The sequence below is a fragment of the Streptomyces sp. HUAS MG91 genome (assembly GCF_040529335.1).
In the GTDB taxonomy this organism is placed as follows: Bacteria; Actinomycetota; Actinomycetes; order Streptomycetales; family Streptomycetaceae; genus Streptomyces; species Streptomyces tabacisoli.
In genome coordinates, this window is the sequence record NZ_CP159534.1 from 5,951,989 (window position 1) to 5,973,815 (window position 21,827).

Below are 21,827 nucleotides of genomic sequence, written 5' to 3' on the forward strand. Positions count from 1 at the left end.
TGCTCAATGCGTGGAACCGGCAGCTCAGCGCGCCCGGGTTCCCCTCCGCCCGGACAGCATTTAGAGTGGCATTCAAATCATGAGGAGGTAGGACGGCGTGCGACTCACCCCGACCGAGCGCGACCGGCTGCTGCTGTTCGGCGCCGCGGAGCTGGCCCGCTCCCGCAAGGCCCGCGGGCTGCGGCTCAATGTGCCCGAGGCGACCGCGCTGATCGCGGACACCGTCTGCGAGGCGGCCCGCGACGGCAAGCGGCTGGCCGAGGCGATCGAGGCGGCGCGGTCCGTGCTCGGCCCCGACGACGTGCTGCCGGGCGTCGCCGACGTCGTCACCGAGGTGCACGTCGAGGCCGTCTTCGACGACGGTTCGCGGCTCGCGATCGTCAGCGGCCCGATCGCGGGGGACGGGCTCGGCGACGACGCGCCGGGCGCCCTGCTGCCCGGCCCCGACCACAGCGACCCCGAGCCGGAGCTGACGCTGACCGTCACCAACACCGCGTCCGTCCCCGTCTCGGTCACGTCCCACTTCCACTTCTTCGAGGCGAACCCGCGCCTGGACTTCCGCCGGGAGCGGGCCTACGGGATGCGGCTCGCGGTGCCCGCGGGCTCGTCCGTGCGGTTCGGGCCCGGCGAGTCCGCCGACGTGCCCCTCGTGCCGATCGGCGGCGAGCGGATCGCCATCGGTTTCGCCGGTCTCGTGGACGGGCCGCTCGACGCGCCCGGCGCCCGCGAGGAGGCGCTGCGCCGCGCCGCCGCCTGCGGCTATCTCGGAGTCGACACCCCCGACGCAGAGGAGGCGGGCCGATGAGCCGCCCCGGAGGCCACCCCGCCGAAGCCCGCCGCCTGACCCCGTACGAGTACGCGGCCACGCACGGCCCGCGCGCCGGTGACCGGATCCGTCTCGGCGACTCCGGGCTGACGATCAAGGTCGAGTCGGACTCGCAGGCGTACGGCGACGAGTTCCTGGCCGGGTTCGGCAAGACCGCCCGCGACGGACTGCACCTGAAGGCCGCCGCGGTCCGCGAGACCTGCGACGTGGTGATCTCGAACGTCGTCGTGATCGACGCCGCGCTCGGCATCCGCAAGGTCTCCATCGGCATCCGCGAGGGCCGCATCCACGCCATCGGGCGGGCCGGCAACCCGGACACCCTCGACGGCGTCGACGTCGTCGTCGGCACGGGCACGTCGATCGTGTCGGGGGAGGGGCTGATCGCCACCGCCGGCGCCGTCGACACCCACGTCCACCTGCTCTCCCCGCGCATCATGGAGGCCTCCCTCGCCTCCGGCGTGACCACGATCATCGGGCAGGAGTTCGGCCCGGTCTGGGGCGTCGGCGTCAACTCGCCGTGGGCGCTCAAGCACGCCTTCTCCGCCTTCGACGCCTGGCCCGTCAACATCGGCTTCCTGGGCCGCGGTTCGTCCTCGCACGACGCCCCGCTGGTCGAGGCGCTCGCCGAGGGCGGCGCCTGCGGGTTCAAGGTGCACGAGGACATGGGCGCGCACACCCGCGCGCTCGACACCGCGCTGCGCGTCGCCGAGGACCACGACGTGCAGGTCGCCCTGCACAGCGACGGCCTGAACGAGTGCCTGTCGGTCGAGGACACCCTGAAGGTCCTCGAAGGCCGCACGATCCACGCCTTCCACATCGAGGGCTGCGGCGGCGGACACGTGCCGAACGTGCTGAAGATGGCGGGCGTGCCGAACGTCATCGGCTCCTCCACCAACCCCACCCTGCCCTTCGGCCGGGACGCCGTCGCCGAGCACTACGGCATGATCGTCTCCGTCCACGACCTCAAGCCCGACCTGCCCGGCGACGCCGCCATGGCCCGCGACCGGATCCGCGCAGGGACGATGGGCGCCGAGGACGTGCTGCACGACCTGGGCGCCATCGGCATCACCTCGTCCGACGCGCAGGGCATGGGCCGGGCGGGCGAGACCGTGCGCCGTACGTTCGCCATGGCCGGGAAGATGAAGGGCGAGCTGGGCGACCCCGGCGTCGGCCACGACAACGACCGCGTCCTGCGCTACATGGCGAAGCTGACCGTCAACCCCGCCATCGCCCACGGCCTCTCGCACGAGATCGGCTCCATCGAGCCCGGCAAGATGGCCGACATCGTGCTGTGGCGCCCCGAGTTCTTCGGCGCGAAGCCGCAGCTGGTCCTGAAGTCCGGCTTCCCGGCGTACGGCGTCGTCGGCGATCCGAACGCGGCCACCGACACCTGCGAACCCCTCGTCCTGGGACCGCAGTTCGGGGCGCACGGCGCGACCGCCGCCGAGCTGTCCGTCGCCTTCGTGGCGCAGGCCGCCGTCGACGACGGGCACGACACGATGCCCACCCGCAGGCGCCGGGTCGCCGTCCGCGGCACCCGCGGCATCGGCCCGGCCGACCTGCGGTTCAACTCCCGCACCGGCGCGGTCGACGTGGACCAGCGCACCGGCCTGGTCACCCTCGACGGGGAGCCGCTGCGCTCCGAACCGGCCGACTCCGTCTCCCTCAACCGTCTCTACTTCCTCTGAGGTCCCCGCGATGACGTACTTCATGCCGCCCGAGTGGGCCCCGCACGAGCGCACCTGGATGGCGTGGCCGAGCCCCAACCCGACCTTCGCCGACGACATCGAGCTGGCCGAGGCCCGTACCGCGTGGGCGGCCGTCGCCAACGCCGTGCGCGCGTACGAGCCGGTGACGATGGTCGTCGGCCCGGGTCAGCACGACTCCGCCCGCGCACTCCTCGACCCGGCCGTCGAGCTGGTCGAGCGGGACCTCGACGACGCGTGGATGCGCGACATCGGCCCCACGTTCGTGAAGCACACCGAGTCCGGCGAACTGGCCGCCGTGGACTGGACGTTCAACGGCTGGGGCGCCCAGGACTGGGCCCGCTGGGAGCACGACTCCAAGATCGCCCGGCACATCGCCGACCTCACCGGCGTCCCCGCCCACTCCTCGGTCCTGGTCAACGAGGGCGGCGGCATCCACGTCGACGGCGAGGGCACCGTGCTCCTCACCGAGACCGTCCAGCTCGACCCGGACCGCAACAACGGCTGGACCAAGGAGCGCGTCGAGGCCGAGATCCACGCCCGGATCGGCACGACCAAGGCGATCTGGCTGCCGCGCGGACTCACCGGCGACTACGGCCAGTTCGGCACGCGCGGCCACGTCGACATCGTCGCCGCCTTCGCCGCGCCGGGCGTCGTCCTCGTCCACTCCCAGCAGGACCCCGCCCACCCCGACTTCGAGGTGAGCCGCGAGATCATCGGCGTACTGTCCGGACAGACCGACGCGCAGGGCCGCCCGCTGGAGATCGTCGAGGTCCCGGCCCCGACCGTCCTCACCGACGACGAGGGCTGGGTCGACTACTCGTACATCAACCACTACCTCTGCAACGACGGCGTGGTCCTGTGCGGCTTCGACGATCCGAACGACGAGAAGGCCGCCGCGATCTTCCGCAGGCTGTTCCCGTCCCGCACGGTCACGCTGGTCGACGCCCGGACCGTCTTCGCGGCCGGTGGCGGCATCCACTGCATCACCCAGCAGCAGCCCGCGACGTGACCCGGCGCCACACACCGGCGCCGCCCCGCGAGGACGTGCTCGCCGCGACCATGGTGATGATCGCCGAGCACGGCCTGGAGAAGCTCACCCTGGCCGCGCTCGGCCGCGCGGTCGGCATGAGCAGCGGCCATCTCGCGTACCACTTCGGGTCCAAGGACGAGCTGCTGCTGCGCACCCTGGAGTGGAGCGAGGGGCGGCTCGGCGCGGAGCGGCGGGAGTTGCTGGTGCGTGACGGCAGCTCCCGGGAGCGCGTCGACGGCTACGTCGATCTGTACGTGCCCGGCGGCTACCGCGACCCGCACTGGTCGCTGTGGCTGGAGGTGTGGAACCGCTCGAAGAGCGCCGCCGCCGACACCTCCGCCCGCGCCCGGCAGGCCGCCATCGAGGGCGCCTGGCACCGCGACCTGGTGGCGCTGCTCGCCGAGGGGATCTCGCGGGGCGAGTTCCGGGCCGTGGACCCGGACCGGTTCGCGGCCCGCCTGCGGGCGCTGCTCGACGGCTTCTCGATCCAGGTCGTCATCGGCCTGCGCGGCGCGGGACGCGACGAAGTCCTCGCCCACGTACGGGAGTTCCTGGACGACGGGCTCGCGGTCAGCGGCTCGGCGTGAACCGGACCGGGATGCCCGGCGCCGCCTGCGCCGCCGCGGCCAGGGCCTCCGGCGCGACCACGGCGATCACCGGATAGCCGCCGGTCGTCGGATGGTCGTGCAGGAACACCACCGGGCGCCCGTCCGGCGGCACCTGCACCGCGCCCAGGACCATGCCCTCACTGGGCAGCTCGCCCTCCGCGACCCGCTCCAGGGCCGGGCCCTCGGTGCGCAGGCCGATGCGGTTGCTGTGCGCCGAGACGGTGAACACGGCCGACAGGAACGTGCGCAGGCCGTCTTCGGTGAACCAGTCCGCGCGCGGGCCGAGCCGCACCGGCAGGACGAGTTCGGCGGGCGGGGCGGGCCAGGGCGCCGCCACGGGAAGCACCGGAACCGGGCGCGCCCGGCCCACGGGCAGCACCGTGCCCTCGGCGAGCGGGTCCGGGCCCAGGCCCGACAGGAGATCGGTGGCGCGGCTGCCGAGCACCGGGTCGACGGCGATGCCGCCGGACACCGCGAGGTACGAGCGCAGGCCGCCGGTGGCCGGGCCCGCGTCGAGAACGGCCCCGGCGGGGACCCGCACCGGGGCGCCCCACGGCGCGGGGCGGCCGTCGACGGTGACCGCGCAGGGCGCGCCGCCGACCACGATGGTGACCGGGCGGTCGGGGCGCAGGGCGCACCCGGTCAGGGTCGTCTCCAGGACGGCGGTGCCCTTTGGGTTTCCGGCCAGCCGGTTGGCCAGGTCCATCGCGGGGGCGTCCAGGGCGCCGCTGCGGGGGACTCCCAGGTGGGCGAGGCCCCGGCGGCCGGCGTCCTGGATCGTGGTGAGGGCGCCGGAGCGGGTGACTGTCAGCTTGGTGGTCATCGTCCCTCGCCGTCGCTGCTTCTGTCGGCGGCCGACTGCGAGCGCGGCAGATCAAGCCCCTCCGGCGATTGAGGAGCGGGGTCCGGGGCGGAGCCCCGTGGCAGGGGCGCATACCGGACCAGCGTTCCGGGCGACAGCAGCGCCGCCCGTTCCCTGGCCGGATCCCACAGGGCCGACGGATCCGGCATGGTCCCGATGATCTGCCAGCCCCCCGGCGTCGCCCTCGGATACACCGCCGAATAAGGCCCGGCAAGGGCCACCGAACCGGCCGGCACCCGCGTACGCGGAGTCGATCGGCGCGGCACGTGCAACTCCCCGGGCAGCCCGGTGAGATAGCCGAAGCCCGGAGCGAAACCGCAGAACGCGACGCGGTACGTGTACGAGGAGTGCAGCGCCCCCACCTCGTCCTCGGCGACACCCCACAGCGCGGCCACGTCGGCCAGGTCCGGCCCGTCGTAGACCACGGGAACCGTGACGACGTCGCCGTCCGCCGGGGGAGCCGACGGCACGTCCCAGTCGCGGAGCCGGCGCGCCAGCGGTCCCGGGTCGGGCACGCCGTCGAGGAGGATCGTGCGGGCGCCCGGCACGATCTCGCCGACCGGGGGCAGGGTCCCGGCGGCGCGGCGGCGCAGCAGTTCCGCGTGCAGGGCGCCGGTGCGGTCGGCGTCCGGCAGCTCGACGAGCAGCGCCTGCCGCCCGACGGGCCGCACCACCAGATCGCCGCTCACGTGAACGCACCCACCGTGACCCCGGAGTCCTCCAGAGCCGTCCGCACCCTGGCCGCGGTCCGGGCCGCGCCCGGGGTGTCGCCGTGCACGCACAGCGAACGGGCGGCGACCGCGACCAGGCTGCCGTCCGCCGCCTCGACACGGCCGTCCACGGCGAAGCCGACCGCGCGGCGCACCACGGCGTCCGCGTCCTCGACCACGGCGCCGGGCTCGCGACGCGGCACGAGGGTGGCCTCGGGGGTGTACGCGCGGTCGGCGAAGGCCTCCCGGACCGGGGTGAGCCCCGCCTCCTCGGCGGCGGCCAGGAGCCGCGACCCGGGCAGCCCGAGGACGGGCAGCCCGCCACCGGCCAGCAGCACGCCGTCGACCACCGCGCGCGCCTGCTCCGCGTCACGCACCGTCCGGTTGTAGAGCGCGCCGTGCGGCTTGACGTACGAGACCGTGGACCCGGCCGCCTCCGCGAACACCCGCAACGCGCCGATCTGGTAAGCGACTTCGGCGGCCAGCTCGTCCGCCGGAACGTCCATGGCGCGGCGCCCGAACCCCGCGAGGTCGCGGTACGACACCTGCGCGCCGATCCGCACCCCGCGCTCGGCCGCGAGCGCGCAGACCCGCCGCATCACGCTGGGGTCGCCCGCGTGGAAACCGCAGGCGACGTTGGCACTGGTGACGACGGAGAGCAGGGCCTCGTCGTCGGTGAGGGTCCAGCGGCCGAATCCTTCGCCGAGGTCTGCGTTGAGGTCCATCACGTCCTGGATCACCTGCTCAACGTAAGCGATTGTTGAACGATTCGACAAGAGCCCGAAATGGGCGAACCGTCGCGGGGGCGGTGTCCGGTTATCGGATGCCCCTTGTTCGATCGTTCAACGATCGCCTAGGGTCCGGGCGTCCCCGGAATCGCATGGTCCGGTTCCGTGTCCTGCCCTGTCCCTCCCCGTGAAGGCCGCCGCATGATCGTTCTCCTCGGCGTGCTCGTGGTGATCCTCGGATTCGTCACGCGCCGCAACCCCGTCCTCGTGGTGGGGGTCGCCGGTATCGCCACCGGGCTGCTCGGCCGGATGGATCCGCAGGCGATCCTGGCCGCCTTCGGCACGGCGTTCGCCGACAGCCGGTCCGTCACCGTGTTCGCCGTCGTGCTCCCCGTGATCGGCCTGCTGGAGCGGTACGGCCTGCGCGAACAGGCCCGCACCCTCATCGGCAAGCTCGGCCGGCTCAGCGCCGGCCGGTTCCTCACCGTGTACCTGCTGGTCCGCCAGATCACCGCGGCCTTCGGCCTCAACAACCTCGGCGGCCCGGCCCAGACCGTGCGCCCGCTGGTGGCGCCCATGGCCGAGGCCGCCGCCGAACGCACCGGCGGGGCGAAACTGCCCGACCGGCTGCGCGAGAAGGTCCGCTCCTACGCCGCCTCCGCCGACAACGTCGGCCTCTTCTTCGGCGAGGACTGCTTCATCGCCATCGGCTCGATCCTGCTCATCACCGGCTTCGTGAACTCCACGTACCACCAGAACCTCGAACCCACCCAACTCGCCCTGTGGGCCATCCCGTCGGCCGTCTGCGCCTTCCTCATCCACGGCGCCCGGCTGCTCCTGCTCGACCGGAAGCTGGAGCGCGAGATGGCCGCCACGGCCGCCGAGAACGCCTACCCGCTGCCCGACGCGTCCAAGGAGGCCGGCAAGTGATCAGGGTCGAGTGGCTGTACTGGCTCGTCGGTCTCGTCTTCGTCGTCATGGCCGTGCAGATGGCGAAGGACCGCACCAACCCCAAGCGCTGGACGTCCGCCGCCTTCTGGGGACTGCTCGGCCTGACCTTCCCCTACGGGACCGGGGTCACCGGCACCGAGGGCTTCACGCTCCCCGCCGAACCGCTCGGCGTCGCCGTCCTCGCGCTGATCGTGCTCGCCGGGTTCAACTTCATCGGCAAGGGCGTGCCCGTCACCACGACGGAGGAGGAGCGCACGGCGTCCGCCGCGCGACTCGGCAACAAGCTGTTCGTCCCCGCGCTCACCATCCCCCTCGTCGCGATCGTCTGCGCCTCGCTCCTCGACGGCTCCGGCCTGTTCGAGACGGGCAAGGCCACGCTCATCGGGCTCGGCGTCGGCTGCGTCGTCGCACTGGTCGTCGGCATGCTCGTCACCGGCGAGCGCAGGCTGTCCGTGCCGCTGACCTCCGGCCGCTCGATGCTGGAGTCCATGGGCGCGGCGCTGCTGTTGCCGCAGCTCCTGTCCGTCCTCGGGTCGATCTTCGCGCTCGCCGGGGTCGGCACCCAGGTCGGCAAGCTGGTGAACGACGTGCTGCCCGACGGCTCCAAGTACGCCGCCGTGCTCGCCTACTGCCTCGGCATGTTCCTGTTCACCGTGATCATGGGCAACGCGTTCGCCGCGTTCCCGGTCATGACCGCCGCCATCGGCTGGCCGGTGCTCATCCAGCAGATGCACGGCAACGAGGTCGCCGTCCTCGCCATCGGCATGCTCGCCGGGTTCAGCGGCACCCTGTGCACGCCCATGGCGGCCAACTTCAACATCGTTCCCGCGTCGCTGCTCGAACTGAAGGACCAGTACGGGCCGATCAAGGCGCAACTGCCGACGGCGCTCGCGCTGCTCGGCTGCAACATCGTGTTCATGGCGATCTTCGCGGTCTGAGGGAGACACAGTGACTGTCCGAGTTCTGCTCACCGGATTCGAGCCCTTCGGCGGGGAGTCCGTGAACCCGTCCTGGCAGGCGGCCGAGCTCGTCGCCGCCGAGCCGCCTGCGGGCATCGCCGTGACGGCGGTCCAACTCCCGTGCGTCTTCGGGGAATCGCTCACCGCGCTGCGGGCCGCCGTCGACGAGGTGCGGCCCGATCTCGTGGTCTGCCTCGGGCAGGCGGGCGGCCGGAACGGGGTCACCGTCGAGCGCGTCGCGATCAACGTCGACGACGCGCGCATCCCCGACAACGCCGGGGCGCGGCCGATCGACGCGCCCGTGGTGCCGGGTGGTCCGGCGGCGTACTTCTCCTCGTTGCCGGTGAAGGCGTGTGTGGCCGCGCTGCGCTCCGCGGGGGTTCCGGGGGCCGTTTCCAACACCGCCGGCACCTTTGTCTGCAACCACGTCGCGTACGGGCTCGCGCATCTGCTGGCGACCGAACTCCCGGGCGTTCGGGGCGGATTCGTGCATGTGCCGTGGGCACCGGAGCAGGTGCCGGACGGCTCGGCGGCGACGCTTCCCGTGGAGACGGTGGCCCGAGGCATCGCCGCGCTCCTCGCCGCCGCCGCGGTCACCGACGACGACCTGCACGTCAGCGAGGGGGCTACGCACTAGGGGGCGCGGGGAACTGCGCGATCAGCCCCCACCGGCCCGCGCTGTGAACGCAAAGAACACAAGTACGCGGGATCGTTGCCGGGTGCACCCTTGTCAGGGGTCGGAACGATCACCCATGGTGGCCCGTCATGGGACGAGAGCAATGGAAGAAGATCCTGGTCGGATCGGCCGGGAACATGGTCGAGTGGTTCGACTGGTTCGTGTACGCGAGCTTCGCCACCTACTTCGCGGGAGCCTTCTTCCCCGACGGCAACCCCACCGCCCAGCTGATGAACACGGCCGGCATCTTCGCCGTCGGCTTCTTCATGCGCCCGGTCGGCGGCTGGCTGCTCGGCCGGGTCGGCGACCGCAAGGGACGTAAGGCCGCGCTGACCCTCACGGTCACCCTCATGTCCGCGTCGGCCGTGCTCATCGCCGTCGCGCCGACCTACGCCGTAGCCGGATACGGCGGCGCCGTCGTGCTGCTCATCGCGCGCCTCCTGCAAGGACTCTCGGTCGGCGGCGAGTACGCGGCCAGCGCCACCTACCTCACCGAGGCCTCCGCCCCCGAGCGGCGCGGCTTCGCCTCCAGCTTCCAGTACGTGTCGATGACGGCAGGCCAGATCGTCGGCCTCGGCCTGCAGATCGTCCTCCAGCGCACCATGAGCGACGACGCCCTGCACAGCTGGGGCTGGCGCATCCCGTTCATCATCGGCGCGCTCGGCGCCGCGATCATCTTCTGGCTGCGCCGCTCGATGCTGGAGACCGAGGTCTACGCGGAGTCGGCCGACGACGACGCCACGGTGGGCGGCGACGACAAGGGCACGATCAAGGCCCTGTGGGCGCACAAGCGCGAGGCGTTCCTCGTCATCGCGCTCACCATGGGCGGCACCGTGGCCTACTACACGTACACCACCTACCTCACGAAGTACCTGTCCAACTCGGCCGGCCTGAGCAAGGAGACGGCGACGCTCGTCTCGTTCTGCGCGCTCGTCGTCTTCGCCTGCATCCAGCCGCTCGCGGGCGCCCTCTCCGACCGCATCGGGCGCCGCCCCCTCCTGATCACCTTCGCCGTCGGCTCCACCTTCCTGACGGTCCCGATCATGACGCTGCTCCAGCACGCGGGTTCGTTCTGGCCCGCCCTGGGCCTCGCCCTGCTCGCGCTGGTCGTCGTCACCGGCTACACCTCCATCAACGCCTGTGTGAAGGCCGAACTGTTCCCGACCGGCATCCGCGCCCTCGGCGTCGCCCTGCCGTACGCCATCGCCAACGCCCTGTTCGGCGGCACCGCCGAGTACGTCGCCCTGTGGTTCAAGAACGCCGGCGTCGAATCGGGCTTCTACTGGTACGTCGCCGGCTGCGCGGCCGTGTCGCTGATCGTCTACCTGACGATGCGCGAGACCCGCGACATCGACCTGAGCCGGGTCCAGCGGGCCGAAGCCGTACAGAACCAGCCCGCCTGACCGCATCGTGAGACCACAGTCCGGGACCGGCCCGGGCTGTGGCAGACTGCCGCCGTGCTCTCGTTCGCCATGATTATTGGCAGCAGGCGCGCCGGTCCGCAGTGACCGCCTCGTACGACCCGGTACGGGCGGACACCGTCGTCCTCGACCCGCGCGCAGACCTCTCGCACCCGCGAGGGGTTTTTCTGTTTCTCGGCCCACCCGAAGCCGGGAGAAGAGCGCGGGGGATCATAGATGGACGGTGGAACCGGTCATTCCGGTACGACGACCGAGATTCCCAACAGGAGCCAGACAGCCATGAGCAGCAGCCCGAGCGAACACACCGGCGAACTCGACGCCTCCCTCGACGCCCACGAGGTCTCCGACGCCTTCCACGTCTTCGACACCACGCTGCGCGACGGCGCGCAGCGCGAGGGCATCAACCTCACCGTCGCGGACAAGCTGACCATCGCCCGGCACCTGGACGACTTCGGCGTGGGCTTCATCGAGGGCGGCTGGCCCGGGGCCAACCCCCGCGACACCGAGTTCTTCGCCCGCGCGCAGGAGGAGATCGACTTCCGGCACGCCCAGCTGGTCGCCTTCGGCGCGACCCGCAGGGCAGGCGGGAAGGCCAGTGAGGACCCGCAGGTCAAGGCGCTGCTCGACTCGGGCGCCCCGGTGATCACCCTGGTCGCCAAGTCCCACGACCGGCACGTCGAACTGGCACTGCGCACCACCCTCGACGAGAACCTGGAGATGGTCCGCGACACCGTCTCCCACCTGGTCGCCCAGGGCCGCCGCGTCTTCGTCGACTGCGAGCACTTCTTCGACGGCTACCGCGCCAACCCCGCGTACGCCAAGGCCGTCGTCCGCGCCGCGCACGAGGCCGGCGCCTCGGTCGTCGTGCTCTGCGACACCAACGGCGGGATGCTCCCCGCCCAGGTCCAGGCGATCACGCACACCGTCCTGGACGACACCGGCGCCCGGCTCGGCATCCACGCCCAGGACGACACCGGCTGCGCCGTCGCCAACACCCTCGCCGCCGTCGACGCCGGCGCCACCCACGTCCAGTGCACGGCCAACGGCTACGGCGAGCGCGTCGGCAACTCCAACCTGTTCCCGGTCGTCGCCGCCCTGGAGCTGAAGTACGGCAAGAAGGTGCTGCCCGAGGGCGCGCTGCGCGAGATGACCCGCATCTCGCACGCCATCGCCGAGGTCGTGAACCTCACCCCGTCCACGCACCAGCCCTACGTGGGCGTCTCCGCCTTCGCCCACAAGGCGGGCCTGCACGCCTCCGCCATCAAGGTCGACCCGGACCTGTACCAGCACATCGACCCCGAGCTGGTCGGCAACCGCATCCGGATGCTGGTCTCCGACATGGCGGGCCGCGCCTCCATCGAGCTCAAGGGCAAGGAGCTCGGCGTCGACCTCGGCGGCGACCGCGAGCTGGTCGGCCGGGTCGTGGAGCGCGTGAAGGAGCGCGAGCTCCAGGGCTACACGTACGAGGCCGCCGACGCCTCCTTCGAACTGCTGCTGCGCGAGGAGGCCGAGGGCCGGGCGCGGCGCTACTTCCGCGTCGAGTCCTGGCGGGCCATCGTCGAGGACCGCCCCGACGGCACCCACGCCAACGAGGCCACCGTGAAGCTCTGGGCCAAGGGCGAGCGGATCGTCGCCACGGCGGAGGGCAACGGCCCGGTCAACGCCCTGGACCGGGCCCTGCGCGTCGCCCTGGAGCGGATCTACCCGCAGCTCGCCGAGCTGGAACTGGTCGACTACAAGGTCCGCATCCTGGAGGGCAAGCACGGCACGTCCTCCACGACCCGCGTCCTGATCTCCACGACCGACGGCTCCGACCAGTGGGCCACGGTCGGAGTCGCCGAGAACGTCATCGCGGCCTCGTGGGGCGCCCTGGAGGACGCCTACACGTACGGGCTGCTGCGCGCCGGGGTGGAGCCGGTGGAGTAGACGGAGGGGAGGTCAAGCCCCTCCGGCGATCGAGGAGCGGGGTCCGGGGCAGAGCCCCGGGCCTCGGCTACGACAGCGTCCACTTCTGATTGCCGGCCCCGGTGCACGACCAGATCTGCGTACCGACCCCGTCCGCCGACGAATTCCCGGTCACATCAAGGCACTTGCCCGCCGGAACATTCACCAGGTCACCGGACGATTCGAGCCGCCACTGCTGTGCGCCCGAGCCGTTGCAGTCGTAGAGCTGGACCTTCGCGCCGTTCGCGGTCGACCCCGACGCCACGTCGAGGCACTTGCCGAGCGCCCGTACCGTGCCGTCGGCCTTCACGGTCCACGTCTGGTTCTGCGAACCGGCGTAGCAGGTCCAGATCTGCGCGGCCGTCCCGTTGGCCGTCGACCCGTCCTTCACGTCGAGGCACTTGCCGCCCAGCCCGTGCAGCGCGCCGGTGCGGTCGCCGCCGCCCGACTGCGTGCCGCTCCAGGTGAAGGTCGCCGAGGTCTTGCCCGGCAGCGAGTAAGTGACGTGCTGGCCGCCCCAGTTGATGGTGACGTCCTTCGCGGTGGAGGCGTCGTTGTAGGCGATCAGCGCCTTGGAGCCGTCGGTGTTGCGCCAGGCGACGTTCGGCACCGTGGACGACGCGGTCGAGGCGATCCGGGACGCACCCGGCCGGACGAACTTCGTCAGGTGGCCCATCGTGTAGTACTCGATGTTGTAGTCGACCTTGCCGCTGCTCGCGTCGCCGTTGTGGACGGTGATCAGCCCGTCGCACGTACCGCAGCCGCCGTTGTGCGGACCGCGGTTCTGGTCCACGGCCAGCGACCACTTCGTCACCGACTTCGCCCAGTTGCGGGTGTAGTCGATGATGTTCATCATGTCCTCGCGCTGCTGGTTCGCGATCCAGGTGCCGCCGGAGTGCTCGGTCTGGAAGGCGTCCAGGGACGGGTACTTGTTGTGGATCTCGGTCTGCTTGGCGACGTCGCCGCCGTAGCCGTGCCACGCGATGCCGCCGAAGTTCGGATGGCTGCGCACCGCGGCGTCGTCGACGGTCGGGGCCGCGTACGCGTCGTAGGTGTCCCAGTTCCAGTCGTGCGCGAGGACCTTGGTCTTCACGCCCGCGCCCGCCAGCTTCGGCAGCAGCTCGCTCTTGGTGAAGTAGGCGAGCCCGGAGCCGTTCCAGCTCATCGACGGATAGCCCGAGCAGCAGGTCGGCTCGTTCTGCACGGTCACGTAGTCGACCGGCACACCGGCCGCCTGGTAGCCCTGGATGTACTTCACGAAGTACGAGGCGTACGTGCCGTAGTTCTCGGCCTTCAGCCAGCCGCCGTTGAGCTGCCCGCTGTCCTTCATCCAGGCCGGGGCGGTCCACGGCGACGCCATCACGGTCGCGGCCGGGTTGAGCTGCTTGGCCTGCTTGGTCAGCGGCAGCACGTCGGCCTGGTCGTGGGCCAGGGAGAACTTCGCCAGCGAGGCGTCCGTCTGCCCGGCGGGCACGTCGTCGTACGTGTAGCCGAAGCGGGCCAGGTCCGAGCCGCCCATGGGGTTGCGGATGAACGACAGTCCGATGCCGTCGGTCGGCGAGAACAGCTTCTTCATCGTCGCGTCCCGGGTGGCCTGGGACAGGGCGCCGCTGCTGTTCATCAGCCAGGCCGCGGTGTCGGTGAAGGACGCGCCGCCGCCGGTGAACGTCTGGTAGCGGGTGTTCTCGTCGACGTCGATCGTGGTGCCGGCCGAGCCCGTGCCCGACTGGAACGCCGTCGGGGTCTGCTGCGCCAGACCGCGCGTGACGTGCCGGCCGCCGCTGTCGTCGGTGGTGGTCAGCCAGACGGCGACCGGTTCACCGGCCGCCCGAGCCGTGCCGGCGGAGGCTCCGAGGAGCCCGGCGGCGGTGAGGATTCCGGCCAGCAGTACCCGGGCCGATCTGCCCGCTCGTGCCGATCTGAGTGATCGCGTGGGGGTGTGCACGATGCCTCCTGTGTCCCGTGAAGCTCAACAGTCCACTTTCATGGCTTAGTTCAAGACGTGAGTTAAAGGGCGTTCCATGTGCGCGTCAAGACTTCACGTCACGAATGCTCCGACCCGCCATTCACACCCCGACTGGGTTAGCGTCGGAGTATGAGGCCCACTCTTGCGGCCCTCGCCGCGACCCTCCTCGCGTTCGGCGCCCCGGTGGCCATGGCGCCCGGCGCCGCCGCCGCGACGGACGTCTCCACGGTCGCGGACGCCCTGGAGAAGAACCCCGTCTACGTCGATCCGGCCGTCCGCACCGCGCTGACCTCGGCCGATGTCGACTCCCTCACCAAGACGATCAAGGACGCGGACAAGCCGGTGATGGTGGCGGTGCTGCCCCCGGACTTCCCCAAGAAGGACCTGTTCACCGATCTGCGGACCAAGACGGGGATCGTCGGCGTCTACGGCGTCCGGCTCGGGGACGCCTTCGACGCGCGCGCCGACAGCGCCGTGATGTCCACCGCGGCCGTTCACAACCTGACCACGAGCGTCCGGGGCGAACCGGCGGCACAGCAGCTCGACGACTTCGTCGGCGCCGCCGTACGCACCGCCAAGGGCTCGGCGCCCTCCTCCTGGGGCGGCGGCGAATCCGGCGGGGTGCCCGTCGGCGCGCTCGCGGGCATCGGCGCCGTCGTGGTCGTCGGCGGCGCGGGCGCCTACGCCCTCGTCCGCCGCAACCGGCGCAGGCGCGAGGCCGAGCAGCGGGCCGCCCTCGACCGGCTCCGGGTCGTCGTCGACGAGGACATCACGGCCTTCGGCGAGGAACTGGACCGGCTCGACTTCCACCCGGCCGAGGCGGGCGCCGACGACTCGATGCGCGCGGACTACGAGCGGGCCCTCGACGCCTACGAGAAGGCCAAGCAGTACATGGCGGCGGCCCGGCGCCCCGAGGACGTGCGCGAGGTGACCCGCGCGATCGAGGACGGCCGCTTCTCCCTCGCCCTGCTCGCCGCTCGCCGCGAGGGCCGCCCGCTGCCCGAGCGCCGCGCCCCCTGCTTCTTCGACCCGCGCCACGGGCCCTCCGTCGAGGACGCCGCATGGGCCCCGCCCGGCGGCGCGCCGCGCGAGGTGCCGGTGTGCGCGGCGGACGCGGCCCGGCTGCGCGACGGCGCCGAGCCGCTGGTGCGGACGGTGGACACGGGTGCGGGGGAGCGGCGCCCGTACTACGACGCGGGTCCGGCCTACGGGCCCTGGGCCGGCGGCTACTTCGGCGGCGGCATCCTGCCGGGGCTGCTGTTCGGCACGGTCCTCGGCTCGATGATGGCGAGCCCGGCGTACGCGGCGGACTACGGCTCGGGGTATGGCGACTTCGGCGGTGGCTACGAGGGCGGCGACGTCTCGGGAGCCGACTTCGACACCTCGGACTTCGGTGACTTCGGCGGGGGCGGCGACTTCGGCGGTGGCGGGGGCGGCGGGGACTTCGGCGGCGGCTTCTGACGGGAGTCGGCCAACTCCGTTCCGGTGCGCCGCGGTTGCCCGTCCGACGCTACGGTGACGGTCATGAGCAGTGACATACGCGACGCCTGGGCGCGGCAGCCCGCCATCGAGGCCCGGCAGGTCGACGACGCCTGGCAGCGCATCGAGACCTGGCTGCACCGCAACGCCCCCGCGACCGCGGCCCTCCTCCGCCCCGGCGCCTCGGACGACGAACTCGCGGCCTTCGAACGGGACCTCGGCGTCCGCATCCCCGCCGGGCTGAAGGCGCTGTGGCGGCGGTGCGCGGGAATGACCGCGGGCCCCGGCGAGGGCACGCCCTTCCTGCTGGACCGGTGGGCCCCGATGTCGTTCGACGCGGTGCTCGAGACCTACCGCGGGCAGATGCTGATGCGGGTCACCATGGACGAGTACGTGTCCTGGCGGCCCTCCTGGATCCCGTTCGCCTCCTTCGGCCCGCACGACAACCTCTACGGGCTGTGCCTGGACGCCGAGACGGGACGGATCTGGAAGTGGACGGAGATCGCGGAGCGCACCCTCGTCCATCCGTCGCTCTCCGTGTACCTGGAGGACATGGCGGACGCCCTCGACGTGCCGGAACTGTCGCCCGGAGCCCCGCCCCGAGTGCACGAGGGCGAACTCGAGTGGGCCTGACGGCACTCTGCTCCGGGCCGAACGGCTCGCCCGCACCCCGCCGCGCGGGGCAGGCTCGGAGCATGCAGCCGACGACCTTCGTCCTCGTCCACAGCCCCTCCGTGGGCCCCACGACCTGGCACCCGGTGGCCGCCCGCCTCGAAGCGGCCGGCCACCGGGCCCGCGTCCCGTCCCTGCTGCACGTCGGCGACGACGGCCCGCCGTTCTGGCCCCGCGTCGCCGAGGCGGTCCGGGCCGGCCTGGCGGGGGTCCCCGACGACAGCCCCGTGGTCCTGGTGGTCCACAGCAACGCGGGCCTGTTCCTGCCGACGATCCGCGCGGCCCTGGACCGCCCCGTCGCCGCCTCCGTCCTCGTCGACGCGGCGCTCCCGTCCCGCACCGGCCCCACTCCCGCCGCACCGCCCGAACTCCTGGCGTTCCTCCGCCCGTTGGCCGACGAACGGGGGATACTGCCGCGCTGGACGGACTGGTGGGACGAGGCGGACATCACGCCGCTGTTCGCCGGTCTCGCCGACCCGGCGATCCGGCGGACGGTGACCGACGAACAGCCCACCCTGCCGCTGTCGTACTACGAACAGCGCATCCCCGTCCCCGCCGGCTGGGACGACCACCCCTGTTCCTACCTGCTGTTCGCACCGCCGTACGAGGAGACCGCCGCGGACGCGCGCGAGCGCGGCTGGACCGTGGCGCGGCTGCCCGGCGAGCACCTCCACCAGATCGTCGACCCGGCGGGAGTGGCCCGCGCCATCACCGAACTGGCCGCAAGCCACCACTAGTTGGTGCAGGCCGGGCAGTTACGGATTCCCTTGCGCGCCGGAGCACCGGACAGTCCCTAGGGCCTCAGTCCCGCGCGCCGGAGCATCAGAGTCGACAAGTCGGCTACTACGTCCGGGTCGCCGCGCCGCCACCCGTCCGCCAGGCCGCCGGCCGGCTGCGGAAGCGCGGCCAGCGGACGGCGCGGACCGGTGAGCGCGCGCAGGGCGAGCAGGTCGGCGCCGCCGGGGGAGTCCAGCAGGCGGCGGGTGGAGGCCGAGCGTCGTATCCACAGCAGGCGCGGGACGAGCCACACCAGCAGGATGAGGACGGTCGGCAGCACGATCAGCGCGAGCGTGGTCAGATCGGCGAGCTGGCCCACGGTGTCCTGCAAGGACTGACCGGCGTCCGAAAGACTGGTCCCCGCCTCGCCCGCGGACTGGAGAGGCTTCTTGAGCGAGTCGCCCACGAGCGGAACCTTCGACGCCGCGTCACCGGCGTCGTTGAGGTGCGAGGCGAGGCTGTCACCCGCGCTCTGCGCCTGCCTGCCGGGCTCGGCCAGTGTCAGGATGGCGTCCCGCACGGCCAGCGCGAACTTCACGGTGAGCACGATCAGGAAGAGCGCGATCAGGTCCGCGAGGAGCTGGCGACTGCGGCGCGCTGGGGTCTGGGCGTAGAGACGCATGAACGGTGCTCCTTGTTCCCGAACGGGCTCGGACGACGGCCGGATGACGTCCGTGTACCCGGAGCGACGGCGCACAGCGCGTTTGGACGAACACCGCCGAACAAGGTCCTGCTAGTTGCGATTCAGGGTGCGGGTCACTCCGGCCACCACCGCCGTGGTCAGCACCCAGCCGATCACGACGAGCGCGTACGCGAGCGACTGCGGCCCGGTGCCGTCCCAGTGCCAGGCGTCGCGCTGCCCGAACCCGCCGACCGGGACGAGCAGGTCGAGGGTGTAGACGAGGGCGTGGAACGGCGGCCCCTCGCCCGCCTTGTTCGGCACGGGGTGGTGGGTGCGGAAGACGCCCCAGCCCGCGGCCGTGAGCAGGGCCAGCCAGAGCCCGGCGAGCCAGGGCCGATAGCCGTAGCCGACGGTCGCGTCGAGGAGATGGCCCCACAGGCGGCTCGCGAGGCCGAGGGTCGCGCGGCGGTGCCGCTGCCGGTGCAGCAGCACCCGGCGCGCCTCGTCGTCATGGCCCAGCCGCCGGTAGTTGAGGCCGAGTTGCTCGTACGGCTGCGGGCGGTAGCCCCCGTCGCGGCGCAGCCAGGCCAGCCGGTTCGTCACGTCGTCGCGGCGCCGGGGCGCGGTGGCCTCCAGCCAGTCGTACGTCAGCCCGTCCAGGCCGAGTGACGGGGGCCAGGTCGCCGGGGTGTCCTGGATGCGGGTGAAGTGGGCGTTGCGCAGGTTCACCCGGCCGCGCGGGGCGGCCGCGAAGCGTAGGTCCAGCGCCTCGGCCCGGGCGCCGACGCACATCAACGAGCTTGTGTCACTGCGGAGTTCCGCTCCGGCGAAGGTGAGCAGATCCTCTATCTGGGCGCCGCGCAGCCGTATCCGTCCGTCGGTGCTGAAGCCGTGCGACAGCCGTACCGTCGATGCGGTCAGGCCGTCGCCGTTGAACGCGATCAGGTCCGGTTCCCCGACGGTGATCCGCGACCCGCGCATCCACAGCCCGCCCGGCAACTGTGCCCCGGGGAAGCCGACGAGCCCCTCGGCCTCGAACCCGCTGTCGCAGTAGACCCCGCCCTCCATCACCAGGCCGCCGGCCTCCAGCGCGGTGCCCTCCGGGTGGATCAGTCGGGCGCCGTCGAGCCGCAGCCCGCCCCCGATGTGCGCGTGCACCAGATTCAGCGCGCCGTCGACGGTCGTGCCGCGCAGGTCGAGCCGCCCGCCGATGTGCGCGGTCGGCGCTCTGAGCCCGGGCAGCCTGCTGTGCGTGACCGACAGCGCGAGCGTGGACGCCGCCTCCAGACTCACCGGCCCGTCGAACTCGCACTCCTCGAATCGTACGAGCGCCTTGATCTCGGTGCCGTCCAGGTTCAACGGGCCGGTGATACGGGCCCGTTGGATCAGGACCGTGCCGGTCGCGTCGAGCAGTCTGTCCCGCAGGACGCCCGGATCAAGCCGCATGACGGCCGGCGGGACAGGTGCTTCCGGGTCTGTGGTGGTGCCGTGCCGCGATGGTCATACGCCCCATCCTTCCAGCAGCTTCGCCGACCATCGGTCCCGTACGGCGGAATCGTCCGTGCCCGGACAATCGGATTGCCGGGGTGCGGTCCGGCCGGATAGGAAGCTCCCATGCTGAAGGGCGACAGGATCGGGCTCAGGGCCCGGCACGAGGAGGACATCCCGGTGCTGGAGGCAGGGCTCTACGCACAGGTGGCCACCACGGCGCGGGCCGACAGCCACCCGTGGCGGCCGCTCACGCCCGGCTCACCGCAGAGCCGGTTCCGGGTGGACGACGACGACCAGCGGCACCTCGTGTTCTCCGTGGTGGAGCTGGCCGACGGCGCCCTGGTCGGCGGCGCGAACCTGTGGGGCGTCGACCTCCACCACCGGTCCGCGCACATCGGCCTCGGCCTGCTCCCGGCCGCCCGCGGCAAGGGATACGGCACCGACGTGGTCGCGGCCCTGTGCCACTACGCGTTCGTCGTGCGCGGCCTGAACCGCTTGCAGATCGAGACCTTGTCGGACAACATCCCGATGCTGCGCGCCGCCGAACGCAACGGTTTCGTGCGCGAGGGCCTGCTGCGCTCCTCGGCCTGGGTGATGGGAGCCTTCCAGGACGACGTCGTCCTGGGCCTGCTCGCGGAGGACTTCCGGCGCACGCCGTAGGTCACGGCCGCAGCGACGGGTGTCGCGGTTCCTCCTCCACCTCCGGTGGCCGCGCCTTCGGCACCTGTGTGCCCGCGCCGAACATCCACCGCGACAGGGTCACCCGCAGCCGCTGAGCGGCCCGCACCCGGCGGCGTACGCCGTGCTCGTCCGTGTCCGGCAGGGCCTCCAGCGCGGCCGGCTGCTCGTGCTGGGTGAGGCGGAACGACTCGGCGCGGTCCAGCGGCTCGTGGATCTCCACGTACTCCCCGTGCGGCAGCCGCTTGATCCGGCCCGTCTCGCGGCCGTGCAGCACCTTGTCCCGGTCCCGCCGCTGGAGCCCGAGACAGATCCGCCGGGTCACGACGAACGCGAGGGCCGGACCGGCGAACAGCGCCACCCGCGCGGTCCACGTGATGGCGTTCACCGAGAGATGGAAGTGCGTGGCCCACAGGTCGTTGCCGCCGGCCGCCATCGCGACGAGGAAGCCGGTCAGCCAGGCCACCCCGAGCGCGGTGCGCACCGGGCGGTTGCGCGGCCGGTCCAGCAGATGGTGCTCGCGCCGGTCGCCCGTGATCCACGCCTCCACGAACGGATACACCCCGATGAGGAGCAGCCACAGCGGGAACGCCAGGAACGGCACGAGGACACCGAGGGCGAGGGTGTGCCCGCCGAGCACGATCTCCCACCCCGGCATCACCCGCACGAGCCCCTCGGCGAACCCCAGGTACCAGTCGGGCTGCGCGCCCGTGGACACCTGGTCGGGGCGGTAGGGCCCGTACACCCAGACCGGGTTGACGGTCGCGACGGCGGCGATGGCCGCCACCACGCCGAAGACCAGGAAGAAGAAGCCGCCCGCCTTGGCCACGTAGACCGGGAAGAAGGGCTGGCCCACCACGTTGCGCTCGGTCCTTCCCGGGCCGGGGAACTGGGTGTGCTTGTGGTGGAAGACCAGGATCAGATGGGTGACGACGAGCGCCGCCATGATCCCCGGCAGCAGTAGGACGTGGATCGAGTAGAAGCGGACCACGATGTCGTGGCCCGGGAACTCGCCGCCGAAGAGGAAGAACGACAGGTACGTCCCGACGACGGGGACGGCCAGGGTCATGCCCTCGATGAGCCGCATCCCGGCGCCGGAGAGCAGATCGTCGGGCAGCGAGTACCCGAGCAGTCCCTCGAACAGCGCGAGGAACAGCAGCAGCCAGCCGAACAGCCAGTTCAGCTCGCGCGGCTTGCGGAACGACCCCGTGAAGAAGTGCCGCATCATGTGCACGAACATCGCCGCTACGAAGATCAGCGCGGCCCAGTGGTGGATCTGCCGGATCAGCAGCCCGCCGCGCACGTCGAAGCTGATGCGGAGCGTCGAGGAGTACGCTTCCGACATGCGCACACCGCTCAGCGGCAGGTAACTGCCGTGGTATTCCACCTCGTTCATCGACGGATGGAAGAACAGCGTCAGGTAGACGCCGGTCAGCACGAGGATGACGAAGGTGTAGAGGCAGATCTCGCCCAGCAGGAACGACCAGTGGTCGGGGAAGACCTTGCGCAGATACTTTCGGCCGAGACCGTGGATCCCGAGCCTGCCGTCGGCCCAGTCCGCGACCCGCTCGCCCGCCGTCGCGTCCGTTCTCCCGCTCATCGTGAACCTCCCATGGGTGCTCACGAGAACGACGGGACGGCCGCTCCGTTCGTGACATCGGGGCGGCTCCTGTGACGTGTCACACAGGGAGCCGGTCGATGCCGCGGACGGGACGGCC

The 21,827-nt window shown here is 71.9% G+C and carries 20 protein-coding genes; 13 read left to right on the plus strand and 7 right to left on the minus strand.

The annotated features are described in order from the left end of the window. The first annotated feature begins 97 nt into the window (after positions 1-97). Genes ureA through ABII15_RS27170 form a run of 4 tightly spaced genes read left to right on the plus strand, consistent with a single transcriptional unit; the run spans position 98 to position 4,152 of the window. Positions 98-805 carry an urease subunit gamma gene (gene ureA / locus ABII15_RS27155; protein ID WP_353944895.1) on the plus strand — a complete coding sequence of 236 codons (708 nt, stop codon included), beginning with the start codon at positions 98-100 and terminating at the stop codon, positions 803-805. After that, positions 802-2,514 carry an urease subunit alpha gene (locus tag ABII15_RS27160; RefSeq protein ID WP_353944896.1) on the plus strand — a complete coding sequence of 571 codons (1,713 nt, stop codon included), beginning with the start codon at positions 802-804 and terminating at the stop codon, positions 2,512-2,514. Before ureA ends, ABII15_RS27160 begins: the two co-directional genes overlap by 4 nt. Positions 2,515-2,524: 10 nt before the next feature. Then, the gene (locus ABII15_RS27165) at positions 2,525-3,544 is read left to right on the plus strand and encodes an agmatine deiminase family protein (RefSeq protein WP_353944897.1); all 1,020 of its coding nucleotides are present in this window, start codon (positions 2,525-2,527) and stop codon (positions 3,542-3,544) included. Between the two features lie 50 nt (positions 3,545-3,594). Beyond that, entirely contained in the window at positions 3,595-4,152 is a 558-nt protein-coding gene (locus ABII15_RS27170; RefSeq protein ID WP_353947218.1) for a TetR/AcrR family transcriptional regulator, read from the plus strand. On the opposite strand, the gene ABII15_RS27175 is transcribed toward ABII15_RS27170, so the two are convergent. The 3 genes from ABII15_RS27175 to ABII15_RS27185 are packed head-to-tail and all read right to left on the minus strand — an operon-like array spanning position 4,136 to position 6,473. Then, positions 4,136-4,996, minus strand: coding sequence for a biotin-dependent carboxyltransferase family protein (locus ABII15_RS27175; protein WP_353944898.1), 861 nt, complete (start codon positions 4,994-4,996; stop codon positions 4,136-4,138). The genes ABII15_RS27170 and ABII15_RS27175 overlap by 17 nt on opposite strands. Next, a complete protein-coding gene (locus ABII15_RS27180; RefSeq protein ID WP_353944899.1) occupies positions 4,993-5,724 on the minus strand; it encodes an allophanate hydrolase subunit 1 in 732 nt (243 codons plus the stop codon). Before ABII15_RS27180 ends, ABII15_RS27175 begins: the two co-directional genes overlap by 4 nt. Next, positions 5,721-6,473 (minus strand): 5-oxoprolinase subunit PxpA, encoded by a 753-nt coding sequence (locus ABII15_RS27185; protein WP_353947219.1) that lies wholly within the window; start codon positions 6,471-6,473, stop codon positions 5,721-5,723. Before ABII15_RS27185 ends, ABII15_RS27180 begins: the two co-directional genes overlap by 4 nt. A gap of 201 nt (positions 6,474-6,674) precedes the next feature. Between ABII15_RS27185 and ABII15_RS27190 the strand changes: the two genes are divergently transcribed. From ABII15_RS27190 to cimA, 5 genes are all read left to right on the plus strand, one after another. Continuing rightward, positions 6,675-7,403 (plus strand): DUF969 domain-containing protein, encoded by a 729-nt coding sequence (locus tag ABII15_RS27190; RefSeq protein WP_353944900.1) that lies wholly within the window; start codon positions 6,675-6,677, stop codon positions 7,401-7,403. Then, positions 7,400-8,362: a DUF979 domain-containing protein gene (locus tag ABII15_RS27195; protein ID WP_353944901.1), complete on the plus strand. Its 963-nt coding sequence runs from the start codon at positions 7,400-7,402 to the stop codon at positions 8,360-8,362. Before ABII15_RS27190 ends, ABII15_RS27195 begins: the two co-directional genes overlap by 4 nt. 10 nt (positions 8,363-8,372) lie before the next feature. After that, a complete protein-coding gene (gene pcp, locus ABII15_RS27200; protein WP_353944902.1) occupies positions 8,373-9,020 on the plus strand; it encodes a pyroglutamyl-peptidase I in 648 nt (215 codons plus the stop codon). 128 nt (positions 9,021-9,148) lie between these two features. Beyond that, positions 9,149-10,462 (plus strand): MFS transporter, encoded by a 1,314-nt coding sequence (locus ABII15_RS27205; protein ID WP_353944903.1) that lies wholly within the window; start codon positions 9,149-9,151, stop codon positions 10,460-10,462. 297 nt (positions 10,463-10,759) lie between these two features. Further along, a complete protein-coding gene (cimA, locus tag ABII15_RS27210; RefSeq protein ID WP_353944904.1) occupies positions 10,760-12,406 on the plus strand; it encodes a citramalate synthase in 1,647 nt (548 codons plus the stop codon). Positions 12,407-12,473: 67 nt separating this feature from the next. Here the strand turns inward: cimA and ABII15_RS27215 are convergent, their stop codons facing one another. Further along, positions 12,474-14,369 (minus strand): ricin-type beta-trefoil lectin domain protein, encoded by a 1,896-nt coding sequence (locus tag ABII15_RS27215; protein ID WP_353944905.1) that lies wholly within the window; start codon positions 14,367-14,369, stop codon positions 12,474-12,476. A gap of 150 nt (positions 14,370-14,519) precedes the next feature. Between ABII15_RS27215 and ABII15_RS27220 the strand changes: the two genes are divergently transcribed. From ABII15_RS27220 to ABII15_RS27230, 3 genes are all read left to right on the plus strand, one after another. After that, positions 14,520-15,851, plus strand: a complete 1,332-nt coding sequence (locus ABII15_RS27220) for a hypothetical protein (protein WP_353944906.1) — start codon at positions 14,520-14,522, stop codon at positions 15,849-15,851. A gap of 63 nt (positions 15,852-15,914) precedes the next feature. Continuing rightward, the gene (locus tag ABII15_RS27225; protein WP_353944907.1) at positions 15,915-16,502 is read left to right on the plus strand and encodes an SMI1/KNR4 family protein; all 588 of its coding nucleotides are present in this window, start codon (positions 15,915-15,917) and stop codon (positions 16,500-16,502) included. 62 nt (positions 16,503-16,564) lie between these two features. Next, positions 16,565-17,278 (plus strand): alpha/beta hydrolase, encoded by a 714-nt coding sequence (locus tag ABII15_RS27230; protein WP_353944908.1) that lies wholly within the window; start codon positions 16,565-16,567, stop codon positions 17,276-17,278. A gap of 56 nt (positions 17,279-17,334) precedes the next feature. On the opposite strand, the gene ABII15_RS27235 is transcribed toward ABII15_RS27230, so the two are convergent. Beyond that, positions 17,335-17,940, minus strand: coding sequence for a hypothetical protein (locus ABII15_RS27235; protein WP_353944909.1), 606 nt, complete (start codon positions 17,938-17,940; stop codon positions 17,335-17,337). 111 nt (positions 17,941-18,051) lie between these two features. Then, entirely contained in the window at positions 18,052-19,386 is a 1,335-nt protein-coding gene (locus ABII15_RS27240) for an oxidoreductase (protein WP_353944910.1), read from the minus strand. A 168-nt stretch (positions 19,387-19,554) separates the two neighbouring features. On the opposite strand from ABII15_RS27240, the gene ABII15_RS27245 reads away from it, so the two are divergent. Continuing rightward, positions 19,555-20,091 carry a GNAT family protein gene (locus ABII15_RS27245; RefSeq protein ID WP_353944911.1) on the plus strand — a complete coding sequence of 179 codons (537 nt, stop codon included), beginning with the start codon at positions 19,555-19,557 and terminating at the stop codon, positions 20,089-20,091. Between the two features lies 1 nt (position 20,092). Here the strand turns inward: ABII15_RS27245 and ABII15_RS27250 are convergent, their stop codons facing one another. Continuing rightward, entirely contained in the window at positions 20,093-21,709 is a 1,617-nt protein-coding gene (locus ABII15_RS27250) for a cytochrome bc complex cytochrome b subunit (RefSeq protein WP_353944912.1), read from the minus strand. Positions 21,710-21,827 lie beyond the last annotated feature (118 nt).